The sequence below is a fragment of the Nostoc sp. PCC 9305 genome, from assembly GCF_963920915.1.
GTDB lineage: Bacteria > Cyanobacteriota > Cyanobacteriia > Cyanobacteriales > Nostocaceae > Nostoc.
Window position 1 is genome coordinate 32593 of the sequence record NZ_CAWUDN010000062.1, and the last position, 14501, is coordinate 47093.

Annotated in this window: 7 protein-coding genes and 1 pseudogene; 2 read left to right on the forward strand and 6 right to left on the reverse strand. The window is 43.2% G+C overall.

Annotation, left to right across the window (positions count from 1 at the left end; all coding sequences use genetic code 11):
* The first annotated feature begins 51 nt into the window (after positions 1-51).
* Positions 52-3381 (forward strand): type 2 lanthipeptide synthetase LanM family protein, encoded by a 3330-nt coding sequence (locus ACM0OX_RS22035; RefSeq protein WP_414517106.1) that lies wholly within the window; start codon positions 52-54, stop codon positions 3379-3381.
* An 81-nt stretch (positions 3382-3462) separates the two neighbouring features.
* Entirely contained in the window at positions 3463-3597 is a 135-nt protein-coding gene (locus tag ACM0OX_RS22040; RefSeq protein ID WP_414517107.1) for a hypothetical protein, read from the forward strand.
* 368 nt (positions 3598-3965) lie between these two features.
* Here ACM0OX_RS22040 and ACM0OX_RS22045 read toward each other — a convergent pair.
* The 6 genes and pseudogenes from ACM0OX_RS22045 to ACM0OX_RS22070 form a co-directional block, all read right to left on the reverse strand.
* A pseudogene (locus tag ACM0OX_RS22045) lies at positions 3966-4163 on the reverse strand (DsbA family protein); the annotation flags it as partial.
* A gap of 34 nt (positions 4164-4197) precedes the next feature.
* Entirely contained in the window at positions 4198-4848 is a 651-nt protein-coding gene (locus tag ACM0OX_RS22050) for an RNA ligase family protein (RefSeq protein WP_414517109.1), read from the reverse strand.
* Positions 4849-5016: 168 nt separating this feature from the next.
* A complete protein-coding gene (locus tag ACM0OX_RS22055) occupies positions 5017-5646 on the reverse strand; it encodes a response regulator (protein WP_414517110.1) in 630 nt (209 codons plus the stop codon).
* Positions 5647-5715: 69 nt separating this feature from the next.
* Positions 5716-11769: an AAA family ATPase gene (locus ACM0OX_RS22060; RefSeq protein WP_414517112.1), complete on the reverse strand. Its 6054-nt coding sequence runs from the start codon at positions 11767-11769 to the stop codon at positions 5716-5718.
* A 152-nt stretch (positions 11770-11921) separates the two neighbouring features.
* Entirely contained in the window at positions 11922-12674 is a 753-nt protein-coding gene (rimM, locus tag ACM0OX_RS22065) for a ribosome maturation factor RimM (RefSeq protein ID WP_414517113.1), read from the reverse strand.
* A 225-nt stretch (positions 12675-12899) separates the two neighbouring features.
* Positions 12900-14183, reverse strand: a complete 1284-nt coding sequence (locus tag ACM0OX_RS22070; RefSeq protein ID WP_414517114.1) for a valine--pyruvate transaminase — start codon at positions 14181-14183, stop codon at positions 12900-12902.
* Positions 14184-14501 lie beyond the last annotated feature (318 nt).

Sequence of the window (14501 nt, forward strand, 5' to 3'; positions counted from 1 at the left end):
ATTTTTTTATTTGGAAGTCCCATAAGTAGTTTTTTATATAAGGATTTGTCAATGATTAATGATGATTTATTACAAATTATTTCTCGGGCAAATTCTTTATCAGAATGCCTTAGTAAAAGGACAAACTCAATTAATAAAGAAGAAACTAATGATGAGTTAATCAAGCATTGGTGTGAAGTTGTTGCTCAAGGTAATTGGGAAAAATTCTCCAAGCGCCTGCAATGGGATGGATTAGATATTAATACAGTTCGTTCGGTACTATTGAGTGTATCTTTAACAGAATCGGAGCCGCTACCAAACTGGGCAAAAACTTTAAAAGAGATTATTGAAACTTCTACCAAATTTAATTTAAATGAAGTAACTTCAGAAACCTGGAAATTAACAATAGAAGGTGAAAAGCCGTTACCTTTTGCAGATATATTATTACCTGCTGTCTTAGTAGGGCGACAAAAATTACTAACTTTTTTGGGTTCGATGTCGCTATCCCCGGACTGTTTACCTTTAAACCTGCTTTCAGAATCAGCTTACCTACAATTAGAGCATGGCTTACTACAAAGATTGGTAAATCTTAGCGCCAAAACCTTCCAATTAGAATTTACTAATTTCCGTCCCTATAATTATAGTTTACTCAACTTAATGTTAGAGAAATTAAAATTATCAGCAGAAGGGATATTAGGCAGTCCTACTAAAAAGTATTATCTTGATTTTGCCGACGATCTATTAAAAGATGGGTTGCTAGGTTTTTTTAAAAAGTATGCTGTTTTAGGTAGGTTAATTGCAACAACTGTTGATTTTTGGGTGGAGGCAACAGCAGAATTTCTGCAACGTTTGCAAGCCGATCGAGCTAAAATTGCGAGAATTTTAGATTTTACAGAAGTTACTTTAGGGAAGGTGACAGCTATTGATGGTTCGCTTTCCGATGTGCATAATCGCGGTCGTTCTGTCTTAATTCTAACTTTTGTATCTGGGAATAAATTAGTTTATAAACCCAAAAATTTAGGTTTAGAAGTTATTTATAACCAGTTATTAAATTGGTGTAATCAACACGATGCACCTTTAATTTTCAAAGTCATTAAAGTCCTCGATCGCCATACCTATGGTTGGGTTTTTGATTATATAGAACAATTACCATGTGAGGATGAAGCAGCAGCACAGCGCTTCTATCAGCGAGCTGGAATGCTGTTGTGCGTATTGTATGTTCTGGGGGGGAATGACTGTCATTACGAGAATTTAATTGCTTGCGGTGAACATCCGATGCTGATTGACGCAGAAACTCTATTACACCCTCAAACCAACCCGATAGAAGGCTCTGTGCAAGCTATAGAAGAAATGAGTGAAATTGAGCAACATTTCCAGGATTCCGTGCTGCGAACTGGACTTTTGCCCCGTTGGGACTTTAGCCCAGACAAACGAGTTGCCTACGATGTCAGCGCTATAGGTAGTGTTAACTCCCAGCAAGCACCTTGGCGAATGCCACGCTGGAAAGCCGTCAATACGGACGAAATGCACTTGGTATATGAAGAAGTGAAATTACCTGTCCAGGCAAATGTGCCGATGTTGCATGGGGTTGCGCTCTCGCCTAACGACTATTTGGAGGAGATAGTCGTGGGGTTTAGGCAAATGTATCATTTTTTGAGCGATCGCCGATCGGCACTCCTAGCAAATGATGATTTTGTCACAGCACTACAAGCACAACAGGTACGGTTTATTTTCCGCCCTACCAATTTTTATCACATCCTTTTAGAAAAAACGCTGACACCAGAATTTCTGCGTTATGGAATTGCGCGTAGTATTGAATTGGATATCCTTTGTCAAACTTGTCTGACATCTGGGCAAAAACCACAGGCTTGGGCAATTTTGCGATCGGAACTCCAATCCTTAGAGCAGTTGGATATTCCCTACTTTGGGACATCTTGTAGTAGTGATGCCCTAACTGTTGGGCTAAAGCAACCGATAGAAAAATATTTTAAACAACCAAGTTATAACCAATTTCTTAAGCGGTTACAAAGCCTCAACGAAACAGATTTAGCTAGCCAAATAGGGATTATTCAAGGCTCTTTTTATGCCAGAGTGGGGCAAAATTTTGTTGCTGAAGAACCACCAAATTCTAACTCTTTAAAAACTACTAATTTCTCTGAAATTGCTCCTTTAACTTCCTCTCAACTGCTCCAGCAAGCTGAAGCTATTGCTGAGGAAATTCAAGCCAGGTCTCTGTATGATTCTGCTGGCAATGTCAACTGGATTGGCTTTAGCTATGTTCCTAATGCTGAACGGTTCCAATTCCAGCCTTTGGGTTATAGTCTCTACGATGGTAGTTGTGGTGTCGCTTTATTTCTGGCGGCTCTTACTCGTGTCACAGGTAATGCCCAGTGGGGCAATTTGGCTTTGAATGCCCTACAATCTTTGCAGACAGTATTGCAGACATCCAACAATTTATTCGCGCAAAAATTTGCTAACCGAATTGGCATCGGTGGAGCAACAGGAATTGGCTCTATGATTTATTCTCTAGTTAAAATCAGCCAATTTTTATCAAATACAGCACTCATCGAAGATGCGCGGCTAGCTGCTCAGTTAATTACACCAGAATTAATCGCTGCTGACCAACAGTTAGATGTAATTGGAGGAGCAGTGGGAGCAATTTTAGGGTTATTAACACTTTATCAAGCAACAGGTGAAGCAAAGGTTTTAGACCAAGCTATTAACTGCGGTCAACATTTACTTTTGCATCGCGTCAATGAACAAGAACAGCCTAGAGCCTGGAAAAATATAGCCCAAAAGCCATTAACAGGTTTCTCGCATGGGGCGGGTGGTATTGCTTATGCTTTATTACGGCTCTATGCTGTCACCGAAGACCAAGCCTATTTACAAGCGGCTCAGGAGGGAATTGCTTACGAATGCAGTGTTTTCTCAACCACCGCTGCCAATTGGCCAGACTTGCGCGATATTTCTGATGGGCTATGCCAATCTAGGTTTCTGGTTAGTTGGTGTCATGGCGCTCCTGGTATTGCTTTGTCACGTTTGGGTGGTTTGTCAATTTACCAAACGGATGAAATACTTCAAGATGTGGAAGTTGCATTGCAGACAACTCTGAAGTATGGCTTACAGGGTTTAGACCATCTCTGCTGTGGCAATTTTGGTCGTATAGAGGTGTTGTTGGTGGCAGGACAAAAACTATTCCGTCCCCATTTGCTAGAAATTGCCCAAAAGCAGACTGCTTGGTTAGTGGCTCAACCAGATAGAGCGGTTACATATCATCTCTTTAACAACTTACCAAACTCTTTGTTTAATCCCGGTTTTTTCCAGGGGACAGCAGGGATTGCCTACCAAATGTTACGGCTGGCATACCCAGAGATGTTGCCATCTGTACTGTTATGGGAATAAATATCGGTAGACCGAAAACTTTTGCGATCGCCAAAAAAACCTGAGTTCGACGGATAGGAAAGTCCAAAAAGATTGCTAGATATGAATTTGCTCAACTGGACAGGGCCAAGCGATCGCTACGGAAGCTATGCCGCAGGCTTTACAAGACGCTGTTCGCGATGGGCTACACCCCGTTGGAAGCGATCGCTCACCGCAGACATCGCTTTTTGGTCTTAGAAGAAGCGCATTTACCTAATGTTAAGACATTGGGATTCTCCTGATTGCTGCTACAACTTCATCCGTAGACAGATTTGCACTCATTAGATGGAGATGGGTTGCAGTTGTGAAGTGAGAAATTGAGCGATGTAGTTTGCGATCGCATCGCTTTCTTCTTCCAAGGCAAAGTGCCCGGTATCGAACAAATAAAACTCAAGGTTCTGCAAGTCGCGTTTGTAGGCGTAGGCTGCTTCTACGATCATTTTTGCCCCACACCACCAAGCCTTGAGCGGTTCCCAAAATTCGCGCAAACCTTCTTCGTAGGCATTCCCGTTTTGGACAATCAGCGCTTCTACTCGCTCTGGATATTTAGCCGCAATCCGATAGCCAAACAGTGCTGGGGCAGCCGTTACTCCACTGTATAATCCACTTTGAATATCTTCATTGATGCGATCGATGTACACTTTTTTAGATATATCTTGCAGAAATTGGGAAATATCAAGTCCTAGATTATTGGCATACTCCACCAGATAGCCGTTTCCCAACTCTTGTTGATGGCTGAACAGCATTTCATGCATTGGCCAAAATGGTTAACTCCAACTTTAGTTGGAATCCACATTATCACTCCCAATAGTTTTCCCAGTCATCTTGGAAGGCTTGCTGTAGCTTTTTCATATAGGCATTAGTTTTAATTTTTACCATCCACAAGTCCACAGGGCTGTTACCACCTTTGCACACGACACCCTCAGCTACGCCATACTTCCCAGCGCGGACATCTTCTACAAATTGTCCGGTGAGTTTGCCACGATAGACAACGCGGGCGATCGCTAAATCACTAAAATCCTGTACAAACTTTTCCGGCGGAACTATACCGCGATTAGTCTCTACATCAAACAGAATCAGTTGTTTCGGTTCGTCGGGTTTGTGCATACCCGCAAAGGAACTAGCACCGAAAAACTCAGTAAAGACGGTGATTTCTGGACTATTATAAATAGGATTTTCCTGAAACAGTTTATCTAACGGGGTCGCAAAAAGCGTTTGAAATATGCTATGTGCTGCTTCCAAGCCTGGATGGGCGGCGTTAAAGTCAGCGATTCCTTTCTCATCGAAATCGAAGCGATCGCGCCGAGTCCCAAATCCGTACCACCCAAGTTCAAATTCCCAAACCCAATGCAGATTAGTCCCGTCGTACTTCTCGAAGGCAATACAGCGCCCGGATGGGTAGTTTTTACTACCAGGAATTTTGGGATACGCTAGCTGAATACGAGGCATAATGTCGATCTTGTATTTATTAGTTGCATTGACCTGCACCTTTGTTGCATCGACCTGCAAAAATTAACTTACTTTAGATTACGTAGTAACTTTAAAAGATTTGTGTGTAGATGGTAGCCTTAAAAGGGGGGAATTTAATTATATAGATATTTAATTGCACAATTGATATTACAAATTGACAATTCCTCGTTTAACAGCAATAATCACGGCTTGAGTGCGATCGCTCACTCCCAATTTACTCAAAATTCGATTAACGTGAGATTTAACGGTGCTTTCACCGATACTCAAAGTACTGCTAATTTCTAAATTACTCATTCCTTGCGCCATTAAACGGAGTACATCTAGCTCTCGCTCACTCAGTTCTGGATTGCTCATCCTCTGCACCAGTTTTGCCCCTACTTCGGGTGGAATATACTGCTGACCGCGATGAATTGTGCGAATGGCACTCAGAAGTTCATTGGGTTTAGCATCTTTGAGCAAATATCCTTTAGCGCCTGCCTGTAATCCGCGATAAATATCTTCATCACCATCGTAGGTTGTCAGCACAACAATTCGGGCAGCAATAAATTCAGCACAAATAGCAGTAATGGCTTCAACTCCTGCCATCTGGGGCATTCGTAAATCCATTAGCGTTACATCTGGTTGGTATTCACGAAAAAGCGCGATCGCCTGTTGTCCATTTTCTGCTTGAGCAATCACCGTCATCTCTGGGTCACGGTTAATGATGGTTGTCAATCCTTGCCTGACAATGGAATGATCGTCAACAATCAGAACCCGAATATTCGTTGATTGGCTCATAATTATGAAGAATGAAAAATTGAGCTACTACAGGTTACGTTTGTAACCAGTGCATTTTTAATAATATTCTCACTCTCGATTGACAATGACAACAATTTCTGTTCCTTGCCCAGGTTGGCTCTGAATACTCAGTTGCGCTCCAAGATGTTCTGCTCTCTCGCTCATTCCCAGCAATCCAAATCCGCCAACCGATGGGATTGTACCAACCCCAAAACCTCGTCCATCGTCTTTAACGCGCAGAAGACATTGGGCATTGTCATATACCAACTCAACACGAATTTCGGCAGCATCAGCGTATTTTATGGCATTGGTTAATGCTTCCTGTCCAATTCGTAGTAAGTTATTTTCAACCTCGGCTGGCAAGGAATAGGCTGTGCCTTTGATTTCGTAGATCAGAGCGGTATCCGCAGCAGCTCTCATTTGAGTCACAAGGCGATGAAGGGCACTATGTAAATTGCCATCTTCCAATAGCTGAGGACGAAGCGCTACCACCGATCGCCGCGCCTCAGCAAGTCCGATTCGTGCTAGTTCATCAATTATTTCCAGGTGTGCCTGTGTCGCTTCTATATCGTCCGCTAGCACTTGCGTTGCAGCTCCCACTTGAACAAGAATGCCTGTGAAAGACTGGGCTAGCGTATCGTGAATTTCTCGCGCCATGCGGTTGCGTTCTTCCAGAATTGAGGCTTGCTCGGCGCGTTTTTGTTCGCGCAGCGCCGCATTTCGCTGTTCGCTAATGTCTGTGATTAGACTGTAGAATCCTCTCAATTGAGCATTGCGATCGCCTTTGGCACTGCCCCTTGGGCGATCGCAATCGGGGATCAAGGTAGCACTGATGCACCTTTTACCAAACGAAAAGGGAATTTCTGCTTCCAGGGTTACAGTTTGCCCTTCAAATACTTGATTGATATACGGCTCAAACCGTTGATAAACCGTCTCACCCAGAAGTTCATGAACATACTTGCCCAAAATCTCATCTCGACTACGGTTAAACCAAACCTCATAGGTACGGTTAACAAACTGATAGCGCTGATTTGCATCCACATAGCTGATCAGAACTGGTAGAGCGTCTGCGATCAGTCGTAATTCTTGTTCGCGTAAGCGAAGCTTGTCGTAGACATCGCGCAGTGCGGCTTCGCTTTTTTGTAAAGCGGAAGTTCGTTCTGCGACTTGTTGCTCTAGAGTGCGGTTGTAATTGGCTAAGAGGTGTTCTGCTTGTTTGCGCTCTGTGATGTCTTGAAAGGCGACGATCGCATAAACTACATTGCCCTGTTCATCAAAAACTGGAGTTCCCCATACCTCAACGGGAATGGTTACGTTGTGTTGGTGAATTTCTATGTCGTCAACCCTGGTGCGATCGCCGCTTAATGCCCGGATGACTGGCAGTCTTTCTGTTGGGTAGATTTGATCTGTTCCCATAATGTAGAATTGATAAACTTCTGAAAGTTGACCCGGTGGGACAGAAGAATCAATCGCTTTGCCCATTAACTGAACGCCTCGTTGATTAGCGTAGTAAGGGCAACCTGCCGCATCGACGATGCCAATTCCCACCGGAATCGCTTCTAGAAATTGAGCCATCTGACTTTCACTCTTCCGGAGCTTGGAGTAAAGTTTGGCATTTTCAATGGCGATCGCTGCTTGAGTGGATAGCAGATTTAAGACTTGCGATCGCTCTGGTGTAAATGCCCCAGCCGCTAACCGATTTTCTATATACAACACGCCGACAAGCTTGCTCTGATTCAGCAGTGGCAAACAGAGCAGTGATTGAATTTGGTTCTGCTGAATATATGGCTCATTGATAAAATGACCTTCCCGAGTTGCATCATTTAATATGATAGATTCATGAGTATGGATAACATAATTAATAATTGATTCAGGTAAATGATTTGCAGTTGGGAGCGATTGTAGCACTTGCGTAGCACAGACCTTCTCACCGTCATTGAGTTCACAAGAAGCTTCGATCACCCATTTTCCTGAGTTTTCCAAAATCAAAAATCCTGTTTGTGCGCCAGCATTTTCGATTAATATCTTCATCAAGGAACTGAGTAACTTATCCAGTTCAATTTCACTCGAAATCGCAAGGGAAGCTTTCATCACTGCTACTAAATCGAAAGCGATAGGTGAGTGATTAGAGGTAGTTCCAGAAGTAGTGCGAATTGGCGTGTGAGCCATGCCCGACGACTGAGGAAATAGCTGGGGATAGCGAGTTTCTAAATCTTTGACTTTCGCGTATGCTCCCCAGCGTTCATAGCAATAATGTGCTTCCTTCATGTAAGTTTGGGCGATTTTTTCTCTACCTCTTGCCAGATAATGTTTAGCAGCTAATTCATAAGCTAATGCTTCTTCTTGCAAATACTCGTTGTCTTTAGCCCCAAGAATTGCTTGCTCGTAGAATTCTTCTGCCTCAAGTAACTGACTCAAAACTCGTGCAGTCTCTGCTTGCAATAAATGATATTTATGCAAATGATTCATGGGCGCATAATGTGCCCATTGCTTTATTTTCTCCTGGCTAACTGCAATTTTTTTGAGTATTTCCTCTTGCGCTTGAGCGCTGCTTTCGGGGTATGTTGCGAGTCTTGCCAAAGTATCATATAGGTAGTAAAAAGGCGCAATAGGTGTGCCTGTTATTCGGATTAAATAACGTTCTGCTATGGTTGAGTTTTCAACTGCCTGAGTATACTCAGAAAATAGGTAGCACAGGAAAAGTTTACTAAAATAGACATCAAAGATTGCAGTTCCATCATTTGCTGCTTCGTGTTGTGGCAATCCATTCTCCTCATTGTAGAATTTGCCAACTAAACGGGTTGGGTTGACCGAGTATCCCATCAAATTGGCGATCGCCTGGTGAAATGTTTGATTCCAGGTTAGTGCTGTTTCCTGTTTGATTTGACGAAGTGCTTCATTGTATCGCGCCATCTCGCGTTCAACCTCCACGAGTTCGTTTCCGACAACATAGGAGTTAAAGCAATAAGAGTGAGCGCCATAGGCAGCAAACTCTAAATCCCCGGTTTCTAGCCCACTTTGATAGACTTCTAGTAATGGCTGCAATGTCTCTCTTACATGCTCTTTCCAATGAATGATAAAGGTATTCACGATGAGCAATGTTCTAGCTCTGAGTGAATGGGACTTAGGTTGTGACAACTGCCTTAAAGCTAACTGTCCAAACTCGTAGCCCGTCTCGATGTCTTCGACCTTTCCACACAGAACTAATCCAAAGTTGGCATAAGCAAAGGAAGACGCAAAGGAATTTCCATGCTCGAATGATAAGCTGACTTGTTTAGATACCACTAAGGCCATTAAATCAGGAGCGGCAATCCAGGCCGTAATCGTAATTCTAGAGAGGATTCGCATTGCTGCTAACTTGTCTGGCTCGGTCATTTGCGGTAAATGGATCGAGTCTTTAATCTGCTTCTCACTAAAGAGTGATGCGATCGCGTCTAGTTCAAGCTGAATATCTGACTGACTGGGGGTTTCGGGAAAACTGATCCGCAGTTGCTGCAACACTTGCAATCCAGTGTTAATTGCTTTTAATAGCTGGTTCTGTGCGATGTCGGTTTGAATTTTGACTTCGTAAACTTTTACGGTGTCGAGAATAGTCTTGGCTTCTTGTAGAACGATCGCCACCCAGTATTCTACCTGTTCAAAATCGCCACATAAATACGCGACTTCTGTTGTTTCTAAATATAATTCTAATGTCAGGTCATAATTTGTTTGCCAGCTAGCAGCTGCTAGCCAAACTCTTGCTGTGGCTAAATATTTTTGAGCCATACTATAGGCGATCGCCGCTTTTGCTTTCTGTCCGGCGATGAAATTTAATCTAGCAATTTCATTGCGTTCGGGTTGATCTGCAACAAGCTCAATCCCATGATTGAGATGATCGACAATTTCAAACAGTCTGTCTGATAGTCTCTCTGACAAAATTTTTCCGAGGAGATTGCGGCCAATTTGTAAATGAACAACTTGTTTTTGCAACTCATCTATTAAGATATATGCTGCTTGCTGCACGCGATCGTGCAAGAACTTATACTCTTGAATTAACAAGTCTTCGTCTAATTCAGATAGAGGTTGAATTAACCCAGCTTGGATGGCTGCCAGTAAATCCCGGAAAATCGCTTTAGGAGTTTTCTCACAAACAATCGACAATGTATCTAAATTAAATTCAGCCCCAACACAAGCGGCTAAACGCAGAATTTGCTGTGTATTCTCTGGTAGTTTCTTTAGCTTGTGAAGCATTAACTCCACAACATTCTCGGTGATATTTTGGGCTTGAATCTGAGCAATGTTCCATTGCCAACTTAAGTGTTCAGCATCAAATATCAATAAATTTTCGCTATGTAGCATTCTCAAAAATTCACTGACAAAGAAAGGATTGCCCTCAGTTTTACGCAATACTAACTCAGCTAACGGACGAACGGTGTCTGCATTTCGATGTAGCGTCTCGGCAATTAACTGACTCAACGGGCCCAGAGTTAATGGTGTTAGGGTAATTTCCTGAAGCACTGCCCCTTGTTTTCGCAGTCTCTCTAGCATTAATGCTAATGGATGGGTTGGATTTACTTCATTATCTCGATAAGCTCCAATCAAAAATAGTGATTTGGTTTGCTCATCTAGCAACATCAACTCGATTAACTTCAGCGTTGCTGAGTCTATCCACTGCAAATCATCTAAGAAGATCGCCAGGGGATGTGATTCTGAACAAAACACCCGCACGAACTGCCCAAAGATTCGATGAAAGCGATTTTGAGCTTCAGTTGCTCCAACTTCTGGTACGGGCGACTGCTTGCCGATAATTAATTCAACTTCGGGGATCGCATCAACGATGATTTGTCCGTTGTTTCCCAAAGCTGTAAGTAAGAGCGATCGCCACTGTTGCACTTGTTCGTCTGGTTCACTGAGCAATTGCTGCACCAATTTTTGCAGGGCATTTGCGATCGCGCTGTAAGGAATATTACGCTGAAATTGATCGAATTTACCAGAGATAAAATAGCCGCGCTTTTGGGTAATTGGTTTATAGATTTCTTGCACTAACGCAGATTTCCCTATGCCAGCATAGCCTGATACCAACATCATTTCGACTTGGAATTTTGGTTTGCCTCTTTGTTCGCTTTGTGAAGTTGTTTCTGAATTGTTTGATAAAGCAGCGACGGGATTTGACTCTGGACACGCTATGCGAACAAACGCCGCCAGTAACATTGCAACTTCTTTGTCCCGCCCATAAAGTTTTTGGGGAATTTGAAACTGACCCGAAGCGTCTTGAAGCCCAAGTTGAATGCTAGAGATTTGACCGATTTCTTTTAATTGGTCAGCACAGATTTCTAAATCCGCTTTGATTCCCCAGGCACTCTGATAGCGTTCTTGTGCATTTTTCGCCATCAGTTTAAGAATAATATCTGAAACTGGCTTAGGAATCGTTGTATTTATTTCATGAGGCGGAACAGGCTGTTTAGCTATATGACAGTGGACTAGCTCAAGTATGTCCGTTGTGGAAAACGGCAGATGTCCAGTTAGCAGTTCGTAGAACGTCACACCAAGGGAGTAAAAATCGGTGCGGTAATCGAGTAAACGGTTCATCCGCCCGGTTTGCTCTGGAGATATATATGCAAGTGTCCCTTCTAAAACATGAGGACTTTTGAAAGTCGGATTCGTGCGGTTAAATTGGGTGGCAATCCCAAAATCAATAATTTTGACAACCCCAGTATCCAGATTCAGGACTATGTTTCCAGGGTTGATATCTTTATGAATGACATTGGCTGCATGGATTCTGCCTAGAATATCGGTGAGGGCGATCGCAACACCGAGAAAAGTGGATAAGGGCATGGGGCAGAAGATATTTGGGCGCTTGTGCATCCATTTCTCTAGCGACTCTCCCCCAAAATCTTCTAAGAGAATCACCAGAGTGCGTTGATAGTCCTGCTGTCTGTATGCCTTGATAACTCCTTCCAGATTGAGGGAACGGGTAATTTTATATTCCTGTCTGTAGCGGGTCAGTTCTTGAGGTGAGGGATAATCAAGCTTTAGCATTTTTACGACGATCGCTACTTCATCGTCTCTGATGCCTCGATACACTAGAGAATTAGAACTTTCGTATATCTTGTCTTGGATGGCGATACCAGGTAGAGCAATCATAGAGCAAATCTTGAGAGTATAATCTGGCATACCTCAAAATATACAGTAATTCTCATTAAGAGAATAATTACTCACCCCTTGCTCCCGTCCAGAATGAGTTTGATGAGATAAGAAATTGATAACTAAACTCTCATAACCGATCAATTAACGAGCTAATTATTAATTTCCAATAATCCAGGCGGTGGCGTGATTTCAATGCGATTAGATTTCAAGTCTACTACTGGTGCGATCGCTTCCACAAATGGAATCAAAATAGTCTTTTGTTTTTTGTCATTTGTCACTTGTTCTTTGTCAGTGGTAAAAGATGGGTGTAATTTTACTTCTAACAAATCATTGCCAGCGGGGATGATGTCTACCACCGTACCCACGAGTTCGCCAGATGCTTGCATGAAGACTTCCAAGCCAATCAAATCGAGGACATGATATTCATCTTCGCTTAATTGGGGGCGATCGCTAGCTGGCACCATTAACTTACAACCGCGCAACGCCTCCGCGCGATCGCAATTTTCCACACCAGCTAATTTGATGACATACAAGTTTTTGTTACTGATATAACGTCCTGTCAATAATTCGATTGGTTGTGGTTCTATGTCACCTGAACACAACAACCAACGTTTTCCTGGAACCTCAAATCTTTCGGGAAAGTCTGATACAGGGTAAACCCGTAATTCTCCAGACAATCCTTGCGGGGAAACAATTTTACCAATTTCTAGCCAATCATCAAGATTGGGGGCTGGGGATTGGGGACTGGCAACTACGGGCTGGAGATTAGGGGCTGGAGATTGGACATTTTGAATTTTTGAATTTCCTCCTACTTTCTTGCCCCTCTGCTTCTCTGCCCCTCTGCCCCTCTGCTTCTCTGCCCCTCTGCCTCCGATCTCTTTATTAGCTTCTTCGTGTTTCATTTCCATTTTTCCTACTAATACAACACGGCGGAAATAAACCACCCCTGACGCTCGATGACTCGCTAACGCTGCGCTAACGGGTTCGGCAGTTCCTCATGGGGGGAACCCCCTTGGCGGTAGCCTTTCCCTTTGGGAGAAGACCGGACTGCCTCACCATTCCAAATCAATGAAACGCTTACGCTGTATTCATTTTTAATTTTTAATTTTTAATTCCGCCTTACGGTACTAGGCAGTCACCGCCGCACCTTTATAAGCTTCTTCAGCTACTTTTGCTAAACGTTGCATGGCAGTGGCAATCTCCTCATCGCTGCCGGTGAGGCTGATGCGGAAACATTGGTGCTTGTGCGCCCATTCTTCCTCTAAACCGGGGAAGAAGGTACTTCCAGGAACAATAATCACACCTACTTGCTTTAATTGCTGATAAAATTTCCAATCACTGATGGGTAAATCTTGTAACCACAACCACGCAAAAATTGCCCCTTCACCGCGATGGAGATACCAAGGTAAATTCTTGGGCATCGCTTGTTCTAAGCTAGTTTCTAAAACGGTAAATTTATTTTGGTAAAAGGGACGAATGACAGTATGAGAAATTTCCACTAAAGCACCAGAATTGATTGCATAAGCTGCGATCGCTTGGCCGTAACGTGAAGAATGGAGACTCATATTTGCCTGAAAACACTCCAGCACTTCAATCCACTTTTCATCCCCAATAGCTATACCAATCCTTTCTCCTGGTAATCCCGCTTTCGATAAACTCATACAGTGGAGGATATTATCACCAAACACTGGTGTCATTTCGGTAAAATTTAATGCGGGGAAGGGGGGCGCATAAGCTGAGTCAATTAACACGGGTAGATTGTAAGGCGCAGCTAGGGCGGCAATCTTTTTCACCTCATCATCGGTGAGGACGTTACCAGTGGGATTACAGGGGCGAGAGAAGAGGACACAACCCGTATTTTCTGTAATTGTAAGTTTGCTAAAGTCGGGGCGATATTTAAATCGGTGGGCAGCTGCATCAATATCGAGAGTTGGTTTGTAGGCAGTTAAGGCTTTTGGAACTAAGCAAATGCCGCCGTAACCTGTGTAGTCAGGGCTGAGAGGCAAAACGATTTGTTTTAACTCACCGCTGGGGGTGTAGCCACCGAAGGTATTGGCAGCGTAGAAGTAAAGGGTTTGACTACCGGGGGTAATGAGGATATTGCGATCGCTTAAGTTTAACCCGTAGCGTTTGTTAAAATCGTTAGCGATCGCTTCCACAAAAGGTGCATAGCCCTGACTTGAACCGTAGCGGCAAACTACCTCACCATATTCTGGACTAGCCAAAAGCTGTGCAGTGCAATCCCGCCATAATTGTTCTACCTCTGGCAAAATCAACGGATTACCAGCACTCAAATTAATAAAATGCTGCCCTGCACCCGCTCGTAATGTTTCGATAATATCCTTCATGATTGCTCTGACGCCGGTCAGGTTGGACATTTGAGCGCCAATTTGAGTTAGGGCAGGGTTCATAAGCTGTGACAAAATATATTAATTTAGGGGTGGACAAATTATTTGGGGTTTGCTGCTGACATCCAGTTTACATTGTTGCCAAAACAGCTGTTGCCGCCTTTAACCAATCTAGCTAGAGAATGACATTTTAACAAAGGTAATAATATTTATCGTTATAGCCGCGATCGTGCTGAGTAAATCTGATGAAGTAATACAAAAGTTTATCATGCGTTTAATATTTATCAGGGAGTGGGGAGTAAAGAAGAGAATAGGGTAGAGGATACAGGGTAGAGGATACAGGGTAGAGGATACAGGGTAGAGGATACAGGGTAGAGGATA